The following is a 24,726-nucleotide window of genomic DNA, read 5'->3' on the forward strand; positions in this document are numbered from 1 at the left end:
CCCCGCCCTGACCTATCTTTAAGCCCTGAACTGTCCGCTGCTGCGGGCCACTGTGACGCGGACAGCCGCGGATCGGTAACTTTCGAGGGCGCTCATGCATCAAAAGCTAATCCTTATCGGCGAGCGTTTGCGCAGCAGCTTCTGGATGATTCCAGCCCTGATGATGGCGCTTGCCATGGGACTGGCACAGCTGATGTTGTTTCTCGACGAGGTCACGACACTCAGTACCCTGCCGGGCCTCAGCTGGATGGGCCTCAAAGACCCGGACAGCGCCCGTTCCCTGCTAACCACTATCGCCGCCTCCACCATTACCGTGGCGGGTACAGTGTTTTCCATCACAATGGTGGCACTGAGCCTCGCCTCCAACCAGTTCGGCCCTCGGCTGGTACGCAACTTCATGCGCGACCGCGGTACCCAGATCGCCCTCGGCATATTTCTGGCCACTTTTATCTATGCATTGATGGTGCTGCGCGGTATCAACGCCGTGGATGACCCGGCGGCGAGTCACGATCTTTCCGTACATACCGCCGTGGTGTTATCGGTGCTCAGCATCGCCTTCCTGGTCTACTTCATTCACAACGTCGCGCTTTCCATCCAGGTGGACAATGTCACTTTCCATATCAACAGGGAGTTCAGTGCAGCCATCGATCAGCACTATCCCAGCGAACGCAAATACGACAAACGCGTGCAGTGCTTTCCGCCGGAGCAGCTGAATCTGGGCGAAAACTATCTCAGTATCTTTGCACAGGAGAGCGGCTACCTGCTCGCGATCGACAAGCCCGCACTGGTGGCCTGGGCCGAGAAGCACAATTGCTGTATTCGCCTGGACTGGCACCCCGGCAGCTTCATCAATCACTGGTCCCGGGTCGCGCGCATTTATGAGCCGCCGCGGCAGCTCGACAGCGAGAAAATTACCGACACCATCAACGCTGCCATGAGTGTGGGTGCCCTACCCACGGCCGAACAGGATGTGGTGTTTTCCATCCACCAACTGGCGCAGATTGCTGTACGCGCACTCTCGCCCGGTATCAACGACCCGTTTACCGCCTACTCCTGTATCGACCGGCTCATCGATGGCATCGGCAAGGTGTTGCAGCGGCCGGAACTGCCCAACTGCTTCCACGATGAAAAGGGAGAGCTGCGCCTGGTCACCACTGTGCTCGACTTTGCCGATCTGCTCGATGCCGCCTTCGATGAGATCCGCGAGTATGGCCGCGAGAGCGGCGTCGTCATGCGCCACCTGTTGAACGCACTACGGGATCTGGCCGAAATCTGCACACGCAAAAACGACATCCGCGCTTTCAATGCCTATCTCGACCGACTGCAAGAGGACGTGGCAATCTGCGTCGAGGACAAATTCGATCGCACCGCCGCAGAAGAGAAAATCACGGCGATCCGTCACCTTCTCTCCCGCCATTAGGGCCTTCACCATTTCCTCACCTCTCGGCACACCGGACTTCGGAACCAATCTAAACGGCAATCATTCTCGTTGTTTTTAACGGCAAAATTCCCGTAAAAAACTGCGATTTCATCGCGAAATTTCAACGGCCATCGGAACTTGACTTGCCCTGATCTCCACCGCAAACTCGACCGTCATAGCGACTCGGGCCCTATTATTTCAGGAGCAGTTGAGCGCAACTCAAAAACAGAAGCAAAGAACAATTCCGGAGTAACCACCGCAGGTTCTCCCGGGGCCAAAGGAGCAACGGCTATGAAAGGCGATCCCAAAGTCATCGAACACCTGAATAAAGCGCTTGGCAACGAGCTGGTGGCCATCAACCAGTATTTCCTGCACTCGCGCATGTTCAAGGACTGGGGCCTGAAGGAGCTCGCGGACAAGGAATACGAAGAATCCATCGATGAGATGAAGCACGCCGACTGGCTGATCGAACGTATTCTTTTCCTGGAAGGCATCCCCAACCTGCAGCACCTGGGCAAGCTCTACATCGGTGAGAACACCCAGGAAATGCTCGAGTGTGACCTGAAGCTGGAAACCAGAGCCATTCCCGACCTGCGCGATGGCATCGCTTACTGCGAATCCATCCGCGACTACGGCAGCCGTGACCTGCTGGAAAAAATCCTCGAATCCGAGGAGGAGCACGTGGACTGGCTGGAAACCCAGCTGAGCCTGATCGACAAGGTCGGCCTGCAGAACTACCAGCAGACACAGATGGAAAAGGCCTCCGGCTGATAGCGCTTTTCCACAATGCCGGAGCCGCCGAATACAGCGGATTCCGGCCACAAAAAAAACCGCGGCAAGACCGCGGTTTTTTTCGTTCCGGGATTCGACGCCTTACGTTACTCGGCGTCGCCCTCGCTCTCGGCAGCAGCCTCGTCTACAAGGGTCTTCAGCTCGCCGTTCTCGTACATCTCCATAATGATGTCACAGCCACCGACCAGCTCACCTTTTACCCACAGCTGAGGGAAAGTCGGCCAGTTGGCGTATTTGGGCAGCTCGCTGCGGATATCCGGGTTGGACAGCACATCCACGTAGGCGAAGCGCTTGCCGCAGGCCATCAATGCCTGGGAGGCGCGCATGGAAAAGCCGCACTGGGGCGCGTTGGGACTGCCCTTCATATAAAGCAGGATGGCGTTATCGGCGATCTGCTGCTTGATGTTTTCCAGTGTATCCATAGGGAAGACTAACCTCGGGTAATGGGTCCGTTTGATCTGTTGGGCGCGGCACCGGCGCTGGGCAGTCGCGCGCAGGCCGGCATTGTACCCTAGTGTGCAACGAGGTACGAAAGCTGGCTTTTTTCCACCGGCGACCGCTGGCCCGACTACGACCTTGTGCTAGTATTGCCGGCTTTCCCGGGGAAACTGCTGGTCACCAGCACAAATTCCGCACTTTCTGCGGATCCGGCGATTCAGGCCCGTTCTTATAGATAGAGGAGACGTACCGTGGCCACACCCGCACTGATGCACAACTATGGCGAGAGGACCCTGACCCTGGTCCGGGGCGAAGGCAGCTATGTGTGGGATGACTCCGGCCGACGATACCTGGATGCCCTCTCGGGCATCGCCGTCTGCGGCCTCGGCCACTGCCACCCGGCCGTGACCGCCGCCATTCAGGAGCAGGCGGGCGCCCTGCTGCACGTCTCCAACCTCTACAACATCCCGGCGCAGGAACAGCTGGCGGAAAAGCTGGTGTCGCTGTCCGGCATGGACAATGTGTTCTTTTCCAACTCCGGCGCCGAGGCCAACGAGGCGGCCATCAAACTGGCCCGCCGACTCGGCAACGAGCGCGGCCTGGCTGTACCCAAAATCCTGGTAATGCAGGGCGCCTTCCACGGCCGCACCCTCGCCACCCTCACCGCCACCGGCAACGAAAAGGTCCAGGCGGGCTTTGCACCGCTGCCCGAGGGATTCCTGCGCATACCGTTCGACGATGTCAACGCCGTGGAGGAAATGGCCGCGGCCCACGACGATATCGTCGCTATCCTGGTGGAACCGGTGCAGGGCGAGGGCGGTATCCGCGTGCCCGCGCCTGACTACCTCAGCCAGCTGCGAAAGATCTGTGACGCACAGGACTGGTTGCTGATGCTGGACGAAATCCAGACCGGCAACGGCCGCACCGGCAAACTGTTTGCCTACCAGCACGGCGACGCGCTGCCGGATGTGGTGACCACCGCCAAGGGGCTCGGTAACGGCGTGCCCATCGGCGCCTGCCTGGCTCGGGGCCAGGCCGCGCAGCTGTTTACCGCCGGCACCCACGGCTCCACTTTTGGCGGTAATCCGCTCGCCTGTCGTGCCGGCCTCGCGGTGCTGGAAACCCTAACAAATGAAAAGCTGATCGAGCGCGCGGCCACACTCGGCGAGCAACTGCTGGTAGAGTTGCGCGAAGCACTGGCCGACTGCAACGCGGTAAAAGAGATCCGCGGGCTCGGCCTGCTGATCGGCATCGAGCTCGACCGTCCCTGCGGGGAGCTGGTGGAGTGGGCCAGGCAAGAGGGCCTGCTGATCAACGTCACGGCCGGCAACGTAGTACGCCTGCTGCCGCCGCTGACAATGACCGACCAAGAGAGCGTGGAGACTGTCGCGACGGTCTCCGCACTGATACAACAATTTGCCCGGGAAGCGGCCTGAATCAAGGGGAAACACCATGGCCATAAGACATTTTCTCAGCCTGATGGACCTGTCCAGAGAGGAAATCAACAGCGTCATTGAGCGCGCCATCGAACTCAAGGCGCTGCGCAATCAGGGGATTGCCACCGAGCCCTTCCGCGACAAGGTGCTGGGCATGATCTTCGAGAAGTCCTCCACCCGTACCCGGGTTTCCTTCGAAGCCGGCATGGCGCAGATGGGCGGCAGCGCGCTGTTCCTCTCCCCCCGCGATACCCAGCTGGGCCGCGGTGAACCCATCGAGGACAGCGCCCGGGTGATCTCCCGCATGGTCGACATGGTGATGATCCGTACCTTCGGCCACAACGTGCTGGAGCGCTTCGCTGCCTACTCAAAGGTACCGGTGATCAACGCCCTATCCGACAGCTTCCACCCCTGCCAGCTGCTGGCGGACATCCAGACCTACGTGGAGCATCGCGGCAGTCCCACCGGCAAGGTGGTGGCCTGGGTGGGCGACGGCAACAACATGTGCAACTCCTACATCAACGCCGCCCGCCAGTGCGACTTTGAACTGCGCATCGCCTGCCCCGAGGGCTACGAACCGGACGAGGCCGTCCTCGCCGCCGCCGGTGACCGGGTCACCATCGTGCGCAAGCCGGTGGATGCCGTACGCGGCGCTGACTGGGTGGCGACCGATGTCTGGGCCTCCATGGGCCAGGAGACAGAACAGGCGGTGCGCCTGAAGGCCTTCGAAGGCTTCCTGGTGGACCACGAGTTGATGAGCCACGCCAATGAACGCGCCGTCTTCATGCACTGCCTGCCCGCCCACCGCGGTGAAGAAGTGAGCGGCGAGCTACTGGAGGACGAAAGTATCTCTGTGGTGTGGGATGAGGCGGAAAACCGCCTGCACGCGCAGAAGGCGCTGATGGAGTTTCTGCAGGAAAACAGCCGCTGATTTTTTGACCAGACCGATGGAATGCGCGCCGCTCAAAAAACGAGCAGCGCGCATTTTTTATTGGTCCTTTGGCGCCATTTTATCGCCCCTCTGCACAAAGACTGTACAGTGCAAAATTGTTATTGCTCTGGTTAATTTAAGGGGCCTCGATTATTAAAAAAAATTCTTAGAATCTCGGCCCCCTGTGGATGGGCTGTACAGGGTTTAACCACCCCCAGTAATGGCGGGCGCTGGCGCCCGAGTAACTACTGACGTTCACCAAATCCCCACAAGTTATCCACAAAAAACCACAGACTTATCCGCCTTGAATTAGACCCCTCACCGCATTATCTTGTTGCCCAGTCGAGCAGCTACCCCAATATATTGGGGTGAGAGCCGGATACCGCCCCAACGCAGGTGGCACGCAATCCAGCTCCGGCGCACTGCAACGTCTCGGGTTTTTACCCGGCAGTGGACGCCAACATTCAGACGCAGCTTATCCAAGCGATTTCAGAGGTAAACAGGCGGAAAGGATTGTCCGCCGCAGGCACAGGCCGGTAGACCTTCGGGGGGAAATCCGGCCATCAAGCGGCCTGTAATACCAGTGGCATCCGGCACCACCGCGGTACCACTGCAAAACGACGGACCCGTGCCGCAATCACAAGGCCGCCGTTCGGGGGCGCTGTCCTACGGGGCAGCAGCGGAACAAAAAACAGTACAACTCTTTCTTGCGGAGATCTTCATGCACACAGAGACAGGGCGCTCTCAGTCCGTGCCTTCGGAAAAGCCGGGCACTACCAAGGAACAGGCCGGCAGCACTTCATTGGCTGCCACAGCACCGGGCCAGATTCGCGTTATCAAGCGCAACGGCACCGTGGTCCCCTACGACGACAGCAAAATCTCCGTTGCTGTCACCAAGGCGTTTCTCGCCGTCGAGGGCGGCACTGCCGCGGCTTCCAGCCGTATCCACGACCAGGTGCGGGAGCTGGTGGGCCAGATCTCTGCCACCTTCAAGCGCCGTATGCCCTCCGGTGGCACTATCCACATTGAGGAAATCCAGGACCAGGTGGAACTGGCCCTGATGCGTTCCGGTGAGCACAAGATCGCCCGCGACTACGTTCTCTACCGTGAAGAGCACGCCCGCCTGCGCGCCGAGAAAGAACAGCAGAAGCAAGCCGCTACCGCGCCTGCCGATGCCCATCCGAGCATCCGCGTAAAGCTGGAAGACGGCACCCTGATCCCGCTGGACATGGAGCGCCTGCGCACCATCGTCAGCGAAGCCTGTGAAGGCCTGAAAGACGTGGACGGCGAAGCCATCCTCAGCGAGGCGCTGAAGAACCTCTACGACGGCGTTTCCGAAAACGACATCAACACCGCACTGGTGATCACCGCCCGCACCCTGGTGGAGCGTGAACCCAACTACACGTACGCCACCGCCAGCCTGCTGCTGGACAAGCTGCGTTCCGAGGCACTGCGTTTCCTCGGCGTGGCCGAGCGCGCTACCGCCCACGAGATGGCCGAGCTTTACGCCGCCACCCTGCCCGCGTACGTGGAAAAGGGTATCGAGCTGGAACTGCTCGACCCGGCACTGGCCACCTTTGACCTGGAGAAACTGGGCGCGTCCATCAAGGGCGAGCGCGATCACCAGTTCAGCTACCTGGGCCTGCAGACCCTGTACGACCGCTACTTCCTGCACAGCAACGACATCCGTTTCGAGCTGCCGCAGATCTTCTTCATGCGCGTCGCCATGGGCCTCGCCATCAATGAAGAAGACAAGAACGCGCGCGCGATCGAGTTCTACAACCTGCTGAGCTCCTTCGACTACATGAGCTCCACGCCGACCCTGTTCAACGCCGGCACCCTGCGCCCGCAGCTGTCCTCCTGCTACCTGACCACAGTACCGGACGACCTGCACGGCATTTACGGCGCAATCCAGGACAACGCCATGCTGTCCAAGTGGGCCGGTGGCCTGGGTAACGACTGGACGCCGGTGCGCAGCCTGGGTTCCTACATCAAGGGCACCAACGGCAAGTCCCAGGGCGTTGTACCGTTCCTGAAAGTGGCCAACGACACCGCCGTAGCGGTAAACCAGGGCGGCAAGCGCAAGGGCGCCGTCTGTGCCTACCTGGAAACCTGGCACCTGGATATCGAGGAATTCCTCGAGCTGCGCAAGAACACCGGTGACGACCGCCGTCGTACCCACGACATGAACACCGCCAACTGGGTACCCGACCTGTTCATGAAGCGAGTCTTCGAGGACAAGGAGTGGACCCTGTTCTCCCCGGCCAACTGCCCGGACCTGCACGACCTGTTCGGCACCGCGTTTGAAGAGCGCTACGAGCACTACGAGAAGCTGGCCGCCGAAGGCAAGCTGAAGCTGCACAAGAAAGTGCGTGCGGTAGACCTGTGGCGCAAGATGCTGGGCATGCTGTTCGAAACCGGCCACCCCTGGATCACCTTCAAGGACAGCTGCAACCTGCGCAGCCCGCAGCAGCACGCCGGTGTGGTTCACAGCTCCAACCTGTGCACCGAGATCACCCTCAACACCAAGGCGAACGAAGAGATCGCCGTGTGTAACCTGGGTTCCGTGAACCTGGCGCAGCATATCGGTGAAGACGGCAAGCTGGATCAGGCCAAGCTGGCCAAGACCGTGAAGACCGCGGTGCGCATGCTCGATAACGTCATCGACATCAACTACTACTCCGTGGAAACCGCGCGCGCCTCCAACATGCGTCACCGCCCGGTGGGCCTGGGCCTGATGGGCTTCCAGGACGCGCTGTACAAGGCCGGTATCTCCTACGCCAGCGACGAAGCCGTTGCCTTCGCCGATACCTCCATGGAGGCCATCAGCTTTGAGGCCATCTCCGCTTCCAGTGACCTGGCAGCAGAGCGCGGCAAGTACCAGAGCTACGACGGCTCCCTGTGGAGCAAAGGCATCCTGCCACTGGACAGCATCAAGATCCTGAGCGAGCAGCGCGGCGAGCAGTTCATCGAGCAGGACACCAGCAGCACGCTGGACTGGGACAGCCTGCGCAAGAAAGTCTCCAAGCAGGGCATGCGCAACTCCAACGTGATGGCGATCGCCCCGACTGCGACCATCGCCAACATCACTGGCGTATCCCAGTCCATCGAGCCCACGTACCAGAACCTGTACGTGAAATCGAACCTGTCCGGCGAATTCACCGTGGTGAACCCGTACCTGGTCCACGACCTGAAGGATCGCGGCCTGTGGGACAAGGTGATGGTCAACGACCTGAAGTACTACGAGGGTTCTGTACAGAAGATCGATCGTGTACCGGCCGACTTGAAAGCCAAGTACGCCACCGCGTTCGAAGTGGAGCCGCGCTGGATCGTGGACGCCGCCAGCCGTCGCCAGAAGTGGATCGACCAGGCGCAGTCCCTGAACCTGTACATCGCCGGCGCCGACGGCCGCAAGCTGGACCTGACCTACCGCATGGCCTGGTACCGCGGTCTGAAGACCACCTACTACCTGCGCGCCCTGGCTGCCACCACCACGGAAAAATCCACCGTGAACGGCGGCACCCTGAACGCAGTAAGCGCAGGTGGCAGCAACGGTGCGAGCGCCGCAGCGGCAGCACCGGCTCCGGCAGCAGAGCCACAAGCGGCTCCGGTTCCCCAGGCCTGCTCCCTGGACGATCCGGACTGCGAAGCCTGTCAGTAAGGCAAGTTACCGCCGGCTGTTAAAGCTGGCGGTATAGAAAGTCTCTCGGGGGAGAGCGTCGTGACCGCTTAGCGGCCAAGACCAAGTGGTTCATGCGGTTGACTCTGTAAGCGCATGGATCACTAGCACCGGCCCCGGTCCCCGCTCTTCTCTGGGGAGAGAAGGCGGGAATAGAAAAGACCGGGGTGCGGGTGCGCCCCAAAGATGCCGGCTAAGAGTCGGCATGAAAAATGAAATAGAAATAAAAAGAAAAACACACAATTGATCTGGCGCAGAAGTTACCGCGCCAAAATGAGAAAGAATCCTCTCACAGGAACCGGAAAGCTGGCGCTATGCGCCAGCGGACTGGATCGAAACCTAAAGAGATTTCGGGGATCGCGCTCTCAGGTACACAAACAGTACACGAAGAGCAGCGACAAAAAATTCGAACGCACAAAACGTTCTTACGTTTCAAAAACGGAAGGCAACAATATGCTTAGCTGGGACGAATTCGAACAGCCGTCACAAGAATCGAAGAAAAGCGCCGAACCGCGACCGGCGCCGGAAACGCTGACAAAAGAAGTATCCGAACCGGGAGCCGCCTACGAATCCCACAGCGCTCCGGCGTCGCCCGCGGCCCAATCCACGGTTTCCACCGCACCGGCCTCCGACGCCGTGGAAGCCGCACGGGCCGCCATTGCCGATCTGGATCCGGCTCCGGGTCTAGAAGAGCTGGAGATGGGCGCTGCCCGTATCCAGGTGGATGAAAAGCGCATCATCAACTGCCGCGCTGACCTGAACCAGCTGGTACCGTTCAAGTACGACTGGGCCTGGCAGAAATACCTGGATGGCTGTGCCAACCACTGGATGCCGCAGGAAGTGAACATGAACAAAGACGTGTCCATGTGGAAAGACCCCGAGGGTCTGACCGAGGACGAGCGTCGTATCGTGGAATACTCCCTGGGCTATTTCTCCACCGCCGACTCCCTGGTGGCGAACAACCTGGTGCTGGCCATCTACCGCCACATCACCAATCCGGAGTGCCGCCAGTACATCCTGCGCCAGTCCTTCGAGGAAGCCATCCACACCCACGCCTACCAGTACTGCGTGGAGTCCCTGGGCATGGACGAAGGTGAAGTGTTCAACATGTATCGCGAAGTACCGAGCGTCGCCAAGAAAGCCGCCTGGAGCCTCTCGCATACCCAGTCCATCGGCGACCCGACTTTCAAGACCGGCACCCCGGAATCCGACCAGGAGCTGCTGCGCAACCTGATCGCCTTCTACGCCGTCACCGAAGGTATCTTCTTCTACTGCGGCTTCACCCAGATCCTGTCCATGGGCCGCCGCAACAAGATGACTGGCGTTGCCGAGCAGTTCCAGTACATCCTGCGTGACGAATCCATGCACCTGAACTTCGGCATCGACGTCATCAACCAGATCAAACTGGAAAACCCGCACCTGTGGACCATCGAGTTCCAGCAGGAAGTGACCCAGATGATCCTGGAAGGCATGGAGCTGGAAGTGGCCTACGCCCGCGACACCATGCCGCGCGGCGTACTGGGCATGAACGCCAACATGATGGAGGAATACCTCCACTTCATCGCCAACCGCCGGCTCTCGCAGCTGGGCCTGAAGGAACACTTCCCCGGCGCCCAGAACCCCTTCCCGTGGATGTCTGAGATCATGGACCTGCGCAAGGAGAAGAACTTCTTCGAAACGCGGGTTATCGAATACCAGACTGGCGGTGCGCTGCAGTGGTAACAGGAACAACCAAGAAGTAAGAAAGCAAGGACAACTACAACAAAGTAGTCGCTCACAGGAAGAGAGGTATTGAAAGCGGATGTATCGTGAGATGCATCCGCTTTTTTTATCTTCAGAAAAGACGCCCTTCGCAGATACCCTGTTGATTTTTTTCGTCTAGATTAGCCGCGTGAGCATATCTGAACTCATGTGCCTACATCTAGAGACTCATATCCGCACAGGCTTTTAGATAGACTGTTAGGCACACAGGAGAATAAGTACGATGTCGAATCAAAGGATAAAAATACCAAGGCAAAGCGATAAGAAGGTTTGGGGGGTATTCAAGGATCTTGCCTCTCAATACTCTGTAGCGCAAATTAACGTAAATGCAGTCGGTTTTGCTTCAATAGGCGCAGTCAATCCTAATTCCCCATCGACTGAAATGGATGCCTTGCTGTCTAAAAACTCATCCATAATTGATACTATGAGCCTTCCAATACCAGGCTACTCGGTATCTTTTCATCGAGGTGGTAGCTACACACCAGAACAGAAATCTGGGGTTTTTGACGAAATCCTCTTGAGTCAAAATAATCAAAATCAGGTTTCTGTTGAAAACAAAATTAACATCGTTGCTTTTCTTAATAAGAAGCTCAACTCTTTCGATTCATCAAAAAGTATAAAAGGTGACCCAGAGGCACAGGCTCAACTTGAAGCTATGCACATCTCTACCCTTGAGCGCTTAGAGACATTAAACGAAGAGTTGATACAGAAGAGCTCTGAATTTAGAGAGAACCTTGAAAGGCAATATTCAGAGAAGCAGAACTCGCTCGAACAGAATATTCAAAAAGAAAAAGAAAGGCTGGAAGGTGAGTATCGGGCAAAAAATGAAATTCTGGAAACTAAGGCTGATGAGCTTGGTAAAAAAATCAAAGCTATCGATGATCGTGATAATACGCACGTTCGCCGCAGTTTGAGAAAAGAGCTTCAAGAAATAATTCAGAGTAGATCTACAGAGTTCAAATTGACTTCAGGTACGAACCAGCTTCGCACACCAATTCATGTACTTTGCATTTTTCTAATAGCTCTCTTTGCCGCTGGGGGAATTTGGTATGCAATAGAGTTATTTGATTACGTAGGCCAAGAGGGGGCAACCACTACCAATACTGTAATTATAGCTATTAAGCAACTTGGATTAACTATTGGAGGCGTGGGTACAGCAGTATTTTATCTTCGGTGGCTTAATCGATGGTTTGAGCAGCATTCACAGGCAGAATTTCACCTCAAACATTTTCAGCTAGATATCGATAGAGCCAGTTGGGTGGTAGAAACGGCACTAGAATGGAATACTTCGACAGGAACAATCATCCCGACTGTTTTGATGGAAAGTATCACCAAAAATCTATTTGAAAGGGAGGGAGAAGCTCCTGTTCCTGATATGGAGGCAGGTGACCAATTGGCTTCTGCAATTTTGGGATCTGCTTCAAGAGTAAAAATACAGGCTGCAGGTGGGGGAGCACAGCTAGAGTTTGAAGGTAATAAGCTCAGGAAGGAGATGGCGTCATAATTAAGGTGCCTAACAAATCAAAAACTTTACATGGAGGATTTCGTGGTTATAAGCCAAAACGTTAAATGTGATGTATGTGGGCAAGTATATTTTGCCCGAATAATTGGGGTCAGAGTAAATTTTCGGCGCGCAAGACATCATCTGGCCGCCGTTACTGATTGAGCACGGCAACAACAAGAGCAGGTAAGTCAGTGAAAGGTCTCGAAAACCACAAGAAGATCACCATTTTGGTCGATGCGGACAATGCCCTGCGCAAGCCGTTGCTGGAACCGGCCATTGGCGTCATCTACCGACTGGAGACGGAGCCCCGGAGCCACAATCTCTATGTGCATATCCGCGCCCAGTGCGATGTGACAGCACACCGGGATGAGAACACCACATTCCAGCCCCTTGATCTCACCGAGGGCTGGGACCAGCAGGAGCCGACGGAGACCTTGCCGTTCAGCATTTAAGCTGCCGAAGTCGCATAAGCAGCCCGCCAGGGTTGGAGAAGGCCCAAAACACCTTTCGACAATCCTTGCGGCAAGGTATAACTTCAGGCCTGACAGGCAACCCAAAATACCCGTGACTCACGTGCAACCGTTTAACACCCAATTTACGCTATCCCGCGAATACCTTGCCGAGTGTTTCGACCAGTCTTTACCCCACGGTAAAGGCGCCAAACCCAACTACTTGTTCCCGCTATTACTGTTTGCTGCCGGTGCAGGCCTACTGTCGTTCACCGAGCAGCTCAAGGTCGCCAGTTACATGTTGATCGCTTTAGCGATTCTGGAACTGCTCCATATTCGATTCCGGCGCGCCTGGTGGTTGACACGGCAGATGTGGGGCAAGGGTGCCGGCGGCGAAGTGAACTTAACTGTAAATGATGACGGTATCCAGACCCAGAACGCCCATACGCAAACAGCGCTATTGTGGTCTGATATAGAGCGCGTCATTGAAACCGATTTGGGACTGATTCTGGTAGCTAAATCCGGCGGCCGGCAGTACTTGTCCAAATCACTGTTTCCTGCTGGTTTGGTGCCCGAGATCATTACCAAGGCCAATGGAGAAGCTTGAACCTACTCCAGGCAAGACCGGAAGAATTCGCGCACAACTCCCCCAAACTCGATACATCCATGGATTCAAAATGGACGAAATCAAACAGAAGATTGCCCTTTTCATCGACGCTGACAATGCGCCGGCCGGAAAATTCGAGGATGTACTGAGCGAGGTAGCAAAATACGGGGTGGTCACCATCCGCAAGGCCTATGGTAACTGGAAGTCACCGACGCTCAGGCCCTGGGAGGAACTGCTGCACGAGCACGCCATCCAGCCGGTGCAGCAATATGACCTGACCAAGGGCAAGAACGCCTCCGATATCGCTCTGGTGATCGACGCAATGGATGTGATGTATACGAAGGATATCGATGTGATGTGCTTCATCTCATCGGATTGTGACTTTACCCCCATGGTGACTAGGGCCCTGGCGGAGGGCAAGGTGGTTCTGGGATTCGGCGAGCGCAAGACACCTTCACCTTTCGTCAACGCCTGCTCCAAGTTCCTCTTCCTCGACCAAGCAGAAGTGGTCAAGGAGAGAAATGGTGAAAAACGCAAGAACATCAAGTCGGACACCAAGCTGATTACCCTGCTGCGGCATGCCATTGAAGCCACTGAGGACGATGATGGCTGGGCGGAACTCGGCGCCGTCGGCTCCAACATCTCCAACCGGACGTCATTCGACTGCCGTAACTATGGCTTCAAGAATCTGAGCAGTCTGTTCAGGGCCATTGATCTTTTCGAATTGAAGCGTGGCCAGGGCAAGTCATACCTGGTCAGGGATACGAGAAGAAGTAAAAAAAGCTGATCTAATCGCCGCGATCCATAAAGAGAGTTGTGGCACCACAGGGGAGAGCAGCAAAGGTAGGCTAGTTAAATTTTTATTGGAATAATCCCGTGAAAAATGCCTCCGGCGAACCGGAGGCCAACGTCGAGAGTTCGACAACTTCGAGGAAGAGAGATAAGTCCACGCCAGGCGCGGACCCGGAAACTGCTCGGACCTCTCAAGCGCGAGCAGTTTCTTTGCACAACGATCAGAACTTGGCGCGAACACCTAACGTGTAACGCGGCTCGTAAGCGCTCTGCCAGGCCTTCTGATCTTTCCACTGGAGGTAGTACTCCTCCGTTTCTCCTGTGAGATTGGAGCCGTTGAGATAGACGGTAAAGTCGTCATTGACATCGTAACTGACCGAGGCATCAACATAGGTGGTTGGCGCCTGCATCAGCGTCAACCCTTCGGTACCCCAAACCTGGTTGAACGCCACCACCCGCTCGCTGCGATAGTTATATGCCAGGCGAGCCTGTAGACGCCCCGCTTCATACCAGCCTACGAAGTTGGCCAGCTTTTCCGAGTTGTCTGCAAACGGAAGGTCGTTTCCTTCGATATCCACATTGCCGGAATCACTTGGCGAGTAGGTATAATTCACATCCACACCAAAGTTACTCCAAATCCCCGGAAGAAAGTCGAAGGCCTGCTTCGCGGAAAGCTCCAGCCCGGACAATTGGCCGCCATCACCCTGGACATTGGTCTGTACATCGGTGGTACGGCGCACTACCCCATCCTGGTCCGGTAGATCCATTGCCACAGATCCGCGCTCGATAAAGCTTTCGATATCCACCAGGAACAAGCCGGCACTCACCACGCCTGATCCTATGTAGTACTCAAGAGAGAGATCGAAGTTATCTGCACGCCAGGGGTCCAATTCCGGGTTACCGTTGGAGTTGGCAGAGATGACTTCAAACACGCCGGTGCTGGAGTTGATGGCATAGGTCGGAGACAAACCGCCACCCCACTGCTCCAGATTGAGCGGGGACATGGTTTTGGCATAGGCGGCACGCAGCTTGAGGTCGTCGCGCAGATCGAAGGCCAGGTTCAGTGATGGCAGCACATCGGTGTAGGAACGACTGGAAACAAACTCACCGGCGTCCACTTCCGGTGCGCCATAGTCCCGCGAAGCGCCAACTACCCGCTGGCCGACTTCCAGATCGGTCTGTACCACGCGCACACCAAAGTTACCACTCACAGGCACACCCATTTCCGTAGCGAAATTAGCCTGCAGGTAAGCGGAGGTTTCCTGCAGGTTCACGGCGTATGACTGGCCGGGGATGATGCCGCGCTGATTGTTCGGGTACAGGGAATTGTGGAATGCGAGCACATTGTCCATGGCTTCGGGATTCAGCGCATATACACCGGGGATACCCGTAGCGCCGCCGAAATCTGTCACCCACTGCACATCACTGCCGAAGGAAGAGAGTGCAATCGGGTTGCCAGCCGTATAGAAGGTTCCGCTGCCGTCACCATAGGAGCAAGTGCTACCGCCCAACACAACGTCGGTCGCTTTCCAGCGCACCAGGCAGTTGTTGTCGCCAATCGGTGCCAGCAGATGGAACTGCTCATTTTTGGCATCACGGTCGGAATAGCGCAAACCGCCATCCACTGACTGAACCAGACCGCCATCGGCAAAGTCAAAAGAACCATCGAAGCGCGCAACGGTCATTTCACCTTCGCGATCATAGTTGTTTTCTGAGGACAGGGCCCCAACCGCATAGCCATCCAGATTCCTCACGAGATCCGGAACGCCGCTCCAGCGCGGAGCATCACCGCGGTAGTCCACCACAATGGACTGGAAGGGATCCGAATAGCCATCGGGGTTACTGGCCATGGCGCCACCCGGGTAAACAGGGAACTGCACACCCCACTGACTGCCGTCGGCCATATCCAGGTCCATGTAGCTGTTCAGGTTGTTCTGTTCAGCACGGCCGTGCACCAGGCGGGCAGCGCCGGTGAAAGCACCGCCGTTATCGTAATTCAGTTCAACATTGATGTTGCTGGACTCGGAAACGGTCCCTTTGACTTCGGAGTAGGATTTCAGACGGCGGCCGTCGGCCTGATAGACCTGTACAGTTTGAATCCCGTCAGCACCCTCACTGGATACCAGCGGCGCAGCCCAGCCCCACTGCTGCCATTTGTCGGAGATGGCGATGCCCGCACGGCGGTCTTTTTCATCCATGTCCGTGAGAAAGAAGTCGGCTGTCAGGTCAAATCCATTGCCGAGATCAGCCTGGAATGAACCGTTGAGGCCCAGGCGCTCGCGTTCGGCAAACTGGTTGTAGGCCGTGTGGCCCTGGTAGGCAATATAGCGGTCATCGAGATCGCCATCGCCATTCATGTCATTACCTTGATAGTTCCAGTTATCCGCATCGGTGCCCGCCTCGGGCGGCATACCAGACCAGCCGGCATCGGAACCACCACCGGCCATGCCGTTGTAGTAATTCGCAAGATTTACGTTGGCGAGAGACGCGGACAGCAATACGCCGACTTTGTCATTGTTCCAGGCAAACAGTCCCGAAACTGCGCTGTCTGTTTCTCCGGAGTCGCGACCGGTCTGACCTTCTGCAGCAAAAGATGTGGTCACTCCACTATCAAAGTCCATGGGACGATGAGTGCGCAGGTTCACCATACCGGTGATACCACCAGATAGTTTTGAGGCGGTGGGAGATTTGTGCACGTCGGCACCGGCAAATAGCGGTGCAGGAATATCATTAAAGTTGGGCTGCACCGTGGTTACAGAGCCGGCACCCAGATAGGATTCGCCATTGAGTGTGGTCAATACCTGCGGCATGCCGCGCACGTTGATGGCGCCACCCTCACCGGCACTGCGGCGAACCTGAACACCGGTAATACGCTGCAGCGAGTCTGAAATGGTCACATCCGGCAGCTTGCCGATGTCTTCCGCCACAATCGAGTCGACGATGGAAGTGGCGTTGCGCTTGATGTTGACCGCAGTCTCTTGAGACATGCGAATCCCTTGCACCACCACCTCTTCAATCTGACCCGCCCCCTCCTGTGCGAACGCAAACTGAGCGCCCAACAGGCCATAGGCGGCAACACTCGTAGCCAGAATCGCAGGTGCAAACGGCAGTTGTTTTGCCAGCATTTTGTTTTCCCTCAATTATTATCGTGTAGCGACTGCGCGCCATTCGAGCGCAGCCCGGGCGAAGTGAAACTTCGCCTCGCCATCATTGCAGCCGGGACAAGCCCGCAATGTAACCGGTTACAGCTCAACCCTAAAAAAGCTGGTGGCGCTTCGTTACCCCACCGATGTAACCGGTTCCATTCAAAGATTATTACAAGCACCTCCGGAGTGCAAACATTTTCCTCCACTGCACCAGTAAAGAGCAGAATTTTACGCCAGAATATGTAACCGGTTACATAATGTGGTTGAATGACAGCCTGATCCAACCCTGTTGCAGGCAACGGTACAACCGGGAGAGAAGCTCCCAACGATACAGAACGAGGCAATCGTGAACATTCCAGAACGAAACTCTTTGAGAGAGCGCCTGATTGAAGAGCAAAAACGGCTCTCAGGCACTGCGATGACAACTCTGTTCGAGCTTGATCCCGATCGCGCCTGCGCGATGCAGATTCAGGCCGCGGGGTTGGATTTAGACTTTTCAAAAAACAGAATTGACCGGAGCGCTATGGCTGCCCTCGTTGGGCTTGCCCGAGCCCACCAGCTGGAAGCGCACAGAGACGCGCTGTTCCGGGGAGAGCCGATCAATACGACCGAGCAACGCCAAGTGCTGCATCCGCTCCTGCGTGGGGCGATACCGGGGCAGGAATCACTCCGGGCTCAGGTCGAAACGACACTCACACGCATCGAGCAGTTTGTCCATGGTGTGCACAGCGGCCTCATTTCCGGCATCACAGATAAGCCATTTCGCACCGTCATTAATATCGGTATTGGCGGATCACACCTGGGCCCCGCCATGACCTGCCGCGCATTGAAACCCTATGCACAGCGTGATCTCGACGTTCAATTTGTATCCAACGTGGATGCCAGTGATATCTCGCAAAAGCTGCGCAATGCCGACCCGGAAACCACTCTCTTTATTGTCGCCTCCAAAACCTTCACCACCCAGGAGACACTTGCCAATGCCCACACGGCACGCAACTGGCTAATCGAACAAACCGGGCGCCCGGACGCGGTCGAGCGTCATTTTGCCGCCATCAGCACCGCCACAGACCGGATCGCGCAGTTTGGCATCCGCCCTACACACATTTTCCCGATGTGGGACTGGGTCGGTGGCCGCTATTCCATCTGGTCTTCTATCGGGCTGCCCCTCGCTCTAGCGATTGGCTACGAGCTGTTTACTGATTTTCACCGCGGTGCCGCGGAGATGGACAGGCACTTTCAGAAGGCACCCCTGGAACAAAACATGCCGGTTATTCTGGCATTGTTGAGCTACTGGTACCTGCGATTCTGGGGTGCGGAGACCCAGGCACTGTTACCTTACGACCACTACCTAGGTGATTTCCCTGCTTACGTGCAACAGCTGGATATGGAGAGCAACGGCAAATCCACTTCACTGCAGGGAGAACGTCTTCACCAGGCTACCTCCCCGATTATCTGGGGAACCGAGGGCACGAACGGACAGCATTCCTTTCACCAGCTCCTGCACCAGGGTAACTTGATGGTGCCGGTGGATTTCATTCTCCCGCTGCGCTCTCACAACCCCATCGGCGCCCATCAGGATCTCCTTGTCGCCAACTGTCTGGGACAGAGCCGTGCGCTTATGGTAGGGAAATCACTCGAAGAAGCGATCACTGAATTGGGTGAGGCGCGAATGGATGACACCGCCGCGAAGTCACTTGCACCGCATAAAACCATGCCTGGCAACCGCCCCAGCAACACTATCTTGATGGACAAACTCACTCCCTCGACTCTGGGGGCGCTGATTGCGCTATATGAACACAAAGTCTTTGTCCAGAGCGTTCTCCATAAGATCAACGCCTTTGATCAGTGGGGCGTAGAGCTGGGCAAGCAGATCTGCACTGCCCTGCTGCCCTATATCTCCAATGAGCAACCATGTAGTGCCTTTGATGAAAGCACTAACCGCCTGCTGAACCAATATCGCAGCGTAAGAAACTCATGACCCGACAACAATGCGGACTATCAATAAAAAGGGGTTTCATAAAATGAGGATTTTCAATGTGCTCGCGCTCAGCGTAGCAGCGGGAATTACCGCCTGCGACTACAAGGCAATGGAAGAGATCGAAAATACCAGGCAGGATCCAGATCGAGCTTTTGTGCGTGTTCACAATGGCCAGTTTGAACTGGATGGCCATCCCTACTATTTGATCGGCGCCAATTATTGGCATGGTGCCTATCTGGGGGCGAACGACCCCGACCGCCTCACCCGTGAACTGGATCTGATGGCCACCCAGGGCATTAATAACCTGCGGGTACTCGCACTATCCGAGAAGAGCAACCTCTCACGCAGCTTGAAGCCCGCATTGATTTTGGGGCCAGGGCAGATGAATGACTCTCTGCTTCAGGGTCTGGATCGCCTGCTGGCGGAAATGCATTCGCGTGACATGAAGGCAGTTCTATACCTGACCAACTTCTGGCAGTGGTCAGGCGGCATGTCACAGTACCTGGTATGGCAGCAAAACGCTCCGCTGGATGACCCGGATTTGAGCGGTAATTGGGATGGATACATCGAAAACACCACAGACTTTTATCGCTGCGCACGCTGCCAGAAACAGTATCTCGACCAGGCCGCCGAACTGATCAACAGAGAGAATACGGTCACCGGCAGTCCGTACCGGGAAGACCCCACTATAATGGCCTGGCAGCTAGCCAATGAACCTCGCTCAGGTGGGGAAAAGTTCGATCCAGCAAGAGCCAGGGACTATGTACGCTGGGCACACCAAAGTGCGGAAGCTCTGGACCAACTCGCGCCGAACCAGCTGATCAGCACAGGCAGCGAAGGGCTCGCTGGCACCCAACACCAGGCAAAAGTCTATCTTGATGCCCACGCTACGGATGCCATCGACTATCTCACGGTACATCTGTGGATCAAGAACTGGGGATGGTTTGACAGCACAAATCCGGTAAGTACCTTTCCGGCGGCCATTGAGAGGGCCACCGATTATCTGAATCAGCATATCGATTTTGCCCGGGAACAGGAAAAACCACTGGTTCTTGAGGAATTTGGTGTGGAGCGCGACGACGGAAGCTTTTCACCCGAATCCGGAACAGAATACCGGGATCGCTTCCTGAAACTGATGTATCAAAAAATCGAGCAGAGCATCAATACAGGCGGCCCACTGGTAGGCTCCAACTTCTGGGCCTTCAGCGGCTATGGTCGCGCCGACAATCCGGAGTACCTCTGGAAGCCAGGCGACGACTTCCTGGGAGATCCCCCCCAGGAACCCCAGGGCCTTAACTCGGTATTTGAAACTGACGTCAGTACGTTAGCGATCATCCGCAAGCATTCGAACAAGCTGAAATAGCACAATTTCCAGAGGTCTATGGGAGCTGGCCGAGATTCTCATCGGCCAGCATCACCCACAATTTCTATCCTGGGAATGCAGTAGAAACCCGCTGCGATACGCCTCAACAGTGGCAGCCGACGAGGTTGAAGATAAAAGCCACTAGAATGCAACAGCGTGACTGCTAACTGATACCTGCGTGGAGTCCTTTAGTGGGATACACAATTAGTGGGATAAACAATAGGACTGCGAATTGGATGGACCCGATTCGCCAGAATCATTCACCGCTGTCAGCCGGTACAGGGCACAGCGCGGTTTCCCGACGGAAACGAATACTGGCTTTCTGCCATCAGACTCACCCTTTATGGTGTATAGATCCATGGTATCCGGATCCCAGCCATTTTCAGAATCCTGAAGCTTGTCTGCGAATAACTCCCAGTCTTCACCATCGTTGTACGATACATACAACCGGTAGAAACGGCCGGTGGGGGCTCCCATCCAGTTGACCGCACCGGATTCTGAAATCGGGTGCAGCAATGGCGACTGAGGGACTGGCCAGGAAGTTGAAAATTTTTGAGCTCTCTTATTGGAGGAGATCTTTGCCTGTGCCGCACGGATCATTTCGACAACAGCACGCTCATTGTTGCCATCGTTCACTGCAAAACCTGGCAGGTGATAGCTCATATGACCGTTGGATTCATTGTGCCAATAGAAGCCACCAACTTCACGATGCCCCCGATATCCCCAAACCAACCCACCGGCGATCCCAGGCTCTTCCAGCCAGGCGTCGGTTACGAGCCGCATTGTGTCGATTGGTTGCAGCCCGTACTCACCAATAAACAAGGGCTTATTGTATTTCTCCGCCAGAGCCGCCTGCTTACGTATCTCGTCAGCAGACAGATACTGGCCGTAAAAGTGATTAGACTGAATATCGACGTTGGGATCTTTCAACCCCAAAAATTCTCCCTGATCGATACTTGCAGAACCGGGTGCATTGACATAGTCGGCCTGCTGATCACCGTCAACCACCAGCTGATTGGGGGCGAGTTTTTTGAACAGCGCCGCGGTCTCTGCGAGAAATTCCTGGTTGGTGCCGCGGAGTTCATTACCGGTTTCCCAGGCCATAATGGCCTTTTCCTCGCGGTACTCACGACCGGTGCATGTATTCTTGCGACTGACCAGTTGCTCGATAATGTGCTGGTAGGCTGCGTATGTTTTACTTTCCGTGTCGTAGAGCGGGCCGCCTTCCTTGGTATCCTGATCGACCTCCCCCATCATCTGCGCCAGCTCACGCTTGCCGCCCCACCAGCTCCAGTGGTCAATCACCGGGATGATGAGGCGCAATCCATGGGTGTCCGCAAGATAGATCATGCGGTCCATAACCCGCATCGCCTCTTCATTGAGGGCGACATTTCCGGTTTCCGGGCTCTGCACAATATGAGCTGGCATATTAGCCCGCACGGACTCGGGCAAGGTTATGTCATCAACGGATAAAGTGTAAATCCTGGAAACTGTATGACCGCTGTAGACCAGTGCCTGAATCCAGTTATTCTGCTCCCTGGCGGTGGGCCAGCGGAAGTGATCCGCCTTTCCAATGCTGCTACCTGCAGAGGCTACATCATCTTCAATACGATGGAGCTCCGTGGCGTGCAGCCCGATAAATCGTAGCGGCCGATCGCCGTCCAGCAGCCGGATGCCATCGCGCGTGACGAAATGCTGAAACCCTGAAAATGGCTCCACATTAGGATTTGCTGCAGGGACCAGACAATGGTCCGGCAACGAGTGGGAATCAGCAAGTTCGCAGCCCCCCAGAAGCAGGACGCCAGTGAAAACCATTAAAGTGTTATGCAGTCGCCGCACTTCCTTTCAGCTCCTGTGATTCAGTTGTCGTTGCCGTGCCGATACTCTCGAGACGTCGCAGTACTTCCATCATGGCGCGCCCATTGTGGTAGGGGCCCTTCCAGAATCCAAGTTTGTAACCCTGATGTGCTTTAACCCGGTCAATAGCGGCGTAATACAGCCACTCACCCTGGCTCCAGTCAATTTGGTGGTTTTTGATAAACGTCCACACATTCTCGAACGCGGTCTTGAAGCGGGCCTCCCCCGTGGTCTGCCACATATTCAGAAAGCCCACCAGCGCTTCGGCCTGAACCCACCATTCAGAGTCCAGGTGTCGGGACCGAGTTTCGAAATCAAAAGTATCGAGCACCTGTCCCAGGCAACCGATGCCCTCTTCTACACAGGATCGTCCCAGCGCCTCTACTGTCGCACGGTATTTTTCTGAGTATGAGGTGTCGCCCAGAACCTCCAGTGCTTCCGCCAGCAGCCAGCTTGCTTCAATATCGTGGCCATAGGAATAGCTCGCGGAGACATCTCGCCAGTCATGCTCTAAAAACAGCCGCAGGTGGCCATTCTCTTGATTGAAGATTCTCCCGCAGAACCAGTCGATGCTGTTTTTCAGGGCTATGGCAACCTCTTCATTAGGAGAGATGCGATATAGCGCGGTATAGGCCTCGAGAACATGAAGATGATTATTCATGGTCTTCGGGACGTTCAGGTCCTTGTCGCTGAGCCGGTAGTCAGTTACCGGTTTCCACTCCCTCGTCACAGCCTCCAGGTATCCTCCCAGCTCGCGGTCTACACAGTGCTGTTCAATCAAGCGGAAGTAAGACAACGCAAGATCCAGCGCGCGCGTGTCACCGGTCAGGCGGTAGTAGCTGGCATAGGCATAAATGCTGAATGCCTGTGCGTAAGTCTGCTTTTTACCTTCCTTCACTTTACCGGTGCAATCAAGTGACCAGAACGCACCACCGCAAGTCAGGTCGTTGAACCTTGTTGCAAGATAGTCATACGCGCGAGTCGCCAGAGTACGATACTCCTCGATCGAGGAGCGATCGGCTTCCGGGTCTTCATTTAACTGCAGGCACAGTTCGCTGAAGAACCAGAGAATACGCGCATTGAGCACAATGCCTTTGTCTGCTTGTGGAACCGGACTGCAGGCAGCACACACCTCACCGAGAAAACCACCATGCACCTCATCGACGGAGTGGCTTTTCCACCACTCCCCAATGAGGATCAACTGCCGACGAAACTCCGGCAAATACTTCGTCAGGCCAGTATCCGACTGCGCGACGCGAGTAACTTGCATTGGGGTGATGCCTCCCATGTTATTTAGCGAAAGCGCCATCACAGATCCCTTAGTATCGCGGCGTTACGTTCAATCAGTTCGATGCGAGTTGCCACCGAAGTCGCAGAGCGCATGCCGTCTTCCGGTGTATTCATGCAGTAGTCCACAAGCTTCTCGACTGTGGAAGTGGCGACGTGCATGCGGGTATCAGACGATGCGTAGTAGATGAACACCTTCCCTTTGTCCTCAATCCAGCCGTTCGCAAAGGCGACATTGGATACATCGCCAACACGCTCTCTGCCCTCAGGTGCAATGAAGTGACCTCCCGGCAAGTGCGTGATTTCCCATGGGCGGTCGGGATGGGTCATAAACATGTAGAGCACGTAACGCAGGCCCGCTGCGGTATTGCGTACCCCGTGAGCCAGGTGCAGCCAACCTCGATCAGTCTTGATTGGAGCAGGCCCCTGACCATTTTTTACTTCCTTGATGGTGTGATACTTCTTGCTGTCTACCAGCACTTCTTCCCGTATCTCCGCTTTCTCCATGGAGTCGGTCAACCCCCAGCCGATACCACCACCGCTGCCCACACTGATAAACCCATCCTGTGGGCGGGTATAAAGCGCATATTTTCCGGCGACAAATTCCGGGTGCAAAACCACATTGCGCTGCTGGCCACTGTGGGTCACCAGATCCGGCAAGCGCTCCCAGACTTGTAGATCGCGGGTACGGGCGATTCCACACTGGGCAACTGCTGCCGTAGTGTCGTGTGGCGCTGAAGTATCCTTGCGCTCGGTGCAGAACAGACCGTAAATCCAGTCATCTTCATGCCGGGTCAGCCGCATGTCATAGACGTTGGTATCCGGGTCTTCGGTTTCCGGCATTAGCACCGGCTTGTCCCAAAAGCGAAAGTTGTCCACGCCGCTATAACTCTCTGCCACCGCAAAGAAGGATTTTCGGTCCACACCTTCCACGCGAACAACCAGCACAAATCTGTCATCCAGCTTAATGGCTCCGGAGTTCAGGGTGGCATTCACACCGAGGCGCTCCATCAGGAATGGATTGCTGGCCTCATTCAGGTCATATCGCCAGCTAACAGGTGCATGGTGGCGGGTGATAATGGGGTTCTTCCAGCGCTGGTAAATGCCATTCCCACCTGCCAGCGGTTCATTCTTAATGGTCAACCGGGCTTCCTGCTGTGCAATCAGAGCGCGGACTCTTTCCAGATGGCTAGACATAATTCACTCGGCAAATTGTAATTTTCGATGATGGTTTGTTGTCACAGATAACACCTGGGCGGCAAATCATTTCCATGCAGGCGATGTAA

17 protein-coding genes are annotated in these 24,726 nt (G+C 55.9%); 12 read left to right on the forward strand and 5 right to left on the reverse strand.

Features of this window, described 5'->3' with window-relative positions:
• Window positions 1–94: 94 nt before the first annotated feature.
• Both AUP74_RS16200 and bfr read left to right on the forward strand, forming a co-directional pair.
• Window positions 95–1,420 (forward strand): DUF2254 domain-containing protein, encoded by a 1,326-nt coding sequence (locus tag AUP74_RS16200; RefSeq protein WP_069948468.1) that lies wholly within the window; start codon window positions 95–97, stop codon window positions 1,418–1,420.
• A gap of 291 nt (window positions 1,421–1,711) precedes the next feature.
• Complete coding sequence (gene bfr, locus AUP74_RS16205) at window positions 1,712–2,191, forward strand: bacterioferritin (RefSeq protein WP_069948469.1); 480 nt, start codon at window positions 1,712–1,714, stop codon at window positions 2,189–2,191.
• A gap of 107 nt (window positions 2,192–2,298) precedes the next feature.
• Here bfr and grxD read toward each other — a convergent pair whose 3' ends face one another.
• Window positions 2,299–2,634: a Grx4 family monothiol glutaredoxin gene (grxD, locus tag AUP74_RS16210; RefSeq protein WP_069948470.1), complete on the reverse strand. Its 336-nt coding sequence runs from the start codon at window positions 2,632–2,634 to the stop codon at window positions 2,299–2,301.
• 267 nt (window positions 2,635–2,901) lie between these two features.
• Between grxD and AUP74_RS16215 the strand changes: the two genes are divergently transcribed.
• The 8 genes from AUP74_RS16215 (at window position 2,902) to AUP74_RS16250 (ending at window position 13,804) form a co-directional block, all read left to right on the forward strand.
• Window positions 2,902–4,086 (forward strand): aspartate aminotransferase family protein, encoded by a 1,185-nt coding sequence (locus tag AUP74_RS16215; protein WP_193427344.1) that lies wholly within the window; start codon window positions 2,902–2,904, stop codon window positions 4,084–4,086.
• A 16-nt stretch (window positions 4,087–4,102) separates the two neighbouring features.
• Window positions 4,103–5,017, forward strand: a complete 915-nt coding sequence (gene argF, locus AUP74_RS16220) for an ornithine carbamoyltransferase (RefSeq protein WP_069948471.1) — start codon at window positions 4,103–4,105, stop codon at window positions 5,015–5,017.
• Between the two features lie 721 nt (window positions 5,018–5,738).
• On the forward strand, window positions 5,739–8,678 hold the full coding sequence (locus tag AUP74_RS16225) for a ribonucleoside-diphosphate reductase subunit alpha (RefSeq protein ID WP_145924432.1): 2,940 nt from the start codon (window positions 5,739–5,741) through the stop codon (window positions 8,676–8,678).
• Between the two features lie 471 nt (window positions 8,679–9,149).
• Window positions 9,150–10,418, forward strand: a complete 1,269-nt coding sequence (locus AUP74_RS16230; protein ID WP_069948472.1) for a ribonucleotide-diphosphate reductase subunit beta — start codon at window positions 9,150–9,152, stop codon at window positions 10,416–10,418.
• A gap of 262 nt (window positions 10,419–10,680) precedes the next feature.
• Window positions 10,681–11,961 carry a hypothetical protein gene (locus tag AUP74_RS16235; RefSeq protein ID WP_069948473.1) on the forward strand — a complete coding sequence of 427 codons (1,281 nt, stop codon included), beginning with the start codon at window positions 10,681–10,683 and terminating at the stop codon, window positions 11,959–11,961.
• 191 nt (window positions 11,962–12,152) lie between these two features.
• Window positions 12,153–12,413: a hypothetical protein gene (locus AUP74_RS16240; RefSeq protein WP_069948474.1), complete on the forward strand. Its 261-nt coding sequence runs from the start codon at window positions 12,153–12,155 to the stop codon at window positions 12,411–12,413.
• A gap of 121 nt (window positions 12,414–12,534) precedes the next feature.
• Window positions 12,535–13,017 (forward strand): YcxB family protein, encoded by a 483-nt coding sequence (locus AUP74_RS16245; protein WP_069948475.1) that lies wholly within the window; start codon window positions 12,535–12,537, stop codon window positions 13,015–13,017.
• A 70-nt stretch (window positions 13,018–13,087) separates the two neighbouring features.
• Complete coding sequence (locus AUP74_RS16250; protein WP_069948476.1) at window positions 13,088–13,804, forward strand: NYN domain-containing protein; 717 nt, start codon at window positions 13,088–13,090, stop codon at window positions 13,802–13,804.
• A gap of 226 nt (window positions 13,805–14,030) precedes the next feature.
• On the opposite strand, the gene AUP74_RS16255 is transcribed toward AUP74_RS16250, so the two are convergent.
• Entirely contained in the window at window positions 14,031–16,934 is a 2,904-nt protein-coding gene (locus AUP74_RS16255) for a TonB-dependent receptor (protein ID WP_069948477.1), read from the reverse strand.
• Window positions 16,935–17,301: 367 nt separating this feature from the next.
• On the opposite strand from AUP74_RS16255, the gene pgi reads away from it, so the two are divergent.
• Window positions 17,302–18,933: a glucose-6-phosphate isomerase gene (gene pgi, locus AUP74_RS16260; protein WP_069948478.1), complete on the forward strand. Its 1,632-nt coding sequence runs from the start codon at window positions 17,302–17,304 to the stop codon at window positions 18,931–18,933.
• Window positions 18,934–18,976: 43 nt separating this feature from the next.
• Window positions 18,977–20,296 (forward strand): glycoside hydrolase 5 family protein, encoded by a 1,320-nt coding sequence (locus tag AUP74_RS16265; RefSeq protein WP_158514576.1) that lies wholly within the window; start codon window positions 18,977–18,979, stop codon window positions 20,294–20,296.
• A 204-nt stretch (window positions 20,297–20,500) separates the two neighbouring features.
• On the opposite strand, the gene AUP74_RS16270 is transcribed toward AUP74_RS16265, so the two are convergent.
• The 3 genes from AUP74_RS16270 to AUP74_RS16280 are packed head-to-tail and all read right to left on the reverse strand — an operon-like array spanning window position 20,501 to window position 24,637.
• Window positions 20,501–22,135 carry a cellulase family glycosylhydrolase gene (locus AUP74_RS16270; RefSeq protein ID WP_145924434.1) on the reverse strand — a complete coding sequence of 545 codons (1,635 nt, stop codon included), beginning with the start codon at window positions 22,133–22,135 and terminating at the stop codon, window positions 20,501–20,503.
• Window positions 22,119–23,462: an AGE family epimerase/isomerase gene (locus AUP74_RS16275; protein ID WP_226999826.1), complete on the reverse strand. Its 1,344-nt coding sequence runs from the start codon at window positions 23,460–23,462 to the stop codon at window positions 22,119–22,121. Before AUP74_RS16275 ends, AUP74_RS16270 begins: the two co-directional genes overlap by 17 nt.
• Complete coding sequence (locus AUP74_RS16280) at window positions 23,462–24,637, reverse strand: glycoside hydrolase family 130 protein (protein WP_069948480.1); 1,176 nt, start codon at window positions 24,635–24,637, stop codon at window positions 23,462–23,464. Before AUP74_RS16280 ends, AUP74_RS16275 begins: the two co-directional genes overlap by 1 nt.
• Between the last annotated feature and the right edge of the window lie 89 nt (window positions 24,638–24,726).

This window comes from Microbulbifer aggregans (assembly GCF_001750105.1).
GTDB classification, from domain to species: Bacteria; Pseudomonadota; Gammaproteobacteria; order Pseudomonadales; family Cellvibrionaceae; genus Microbulbifer; species Microbulbifer aggregans.

Excerpts from the sequence above, each read along its gene's own strand:
- AUP74_RS16235 (WP_069948473.1), top strand. The coding sequence starts at position 10,681 with ATGTCGAATCAAAGGATAAAAATACCAAGGCAAAGCGATAAGAAGGTT.
- AUP74_RS16280 (WP_069948480.1), bottom strand. The coding sequence starts at position 24,637 with ATGTCTAGCCATCTGGAAAGAGTCCGCGCTCTGATTGCACAGCAGGAA.
- AUP74_RS16255 (WP_069948477.1), bottom strand. The coding sequence starts at position 16,934 with ATGCTGGCAAAACAACTGCCGTTTGCACCTGCGATTCTGGCTACGAGT.
- argF (WP_069948471.1), top strand. The coding sequence starts at position 4,103 with ATGGCCATAAGACATTTTCTCAGCCTGATGGACCTGTCCAGAGAGGAA.
- AUP74_RS16265 (WP_158514576.1), top strand. The coding sequence starts at position 18,977 with ATGAGGATTTTCAATGTGCTCGCGCTCAGCGTAGCAGCGGGAATTACC.
- bfr (WP_069948469.1), top strand. The coding sequence starts at position 1,712 with ATGAAAGGCGATCCCAAAGTCATCGAACACCTGAATAAAGCGCTTGGC.
- AUP74_RS16275 (WP_226999826.1), bottom strand. The coding sequence starts at position 23,462 with ATGGCGCTTTCGCTAAATAACATGGGAGGCATCACCCCAATGCAAGTT.
- AUP74_RS16250 (WP_069948476.1), top strand. The coding sequence starts at position 13,088 with ATGGACGAAATCAAACAGAAGATTGCCCTTTTCATCGACGCTGACAAT.
- grxD (WP_069948470.1), bottom strand. The coding sequence starts at position 2,634 with ATGGATACACTGGAAAACATCAAGCAGCAGATCGCCGATAACGCCATC.
- AUP74_RS16230 (WP_069948472.1), top strand. The coding sequence starts at position 9,150 with ATGCTTAGCTGGGACGAATTCGAACAGCCGTCACAAGAATCGAAGAAA.
- AUP74_RS16225 (WP_145924432.1), top strand. The coding sequence starts at position 5,739 with ATGCACACAGAGACAGGGCGCTCTCAGTCCGTGCCTTCGGAAAAGCCG.
- AUP74_RS16200 (WP_069948468.1), top strand. The coding sequence starts at position 95 with ATGCATCAAAAGCTAATCCTTATCGGCGAGCGTTTGCGCAGCAGCTTC.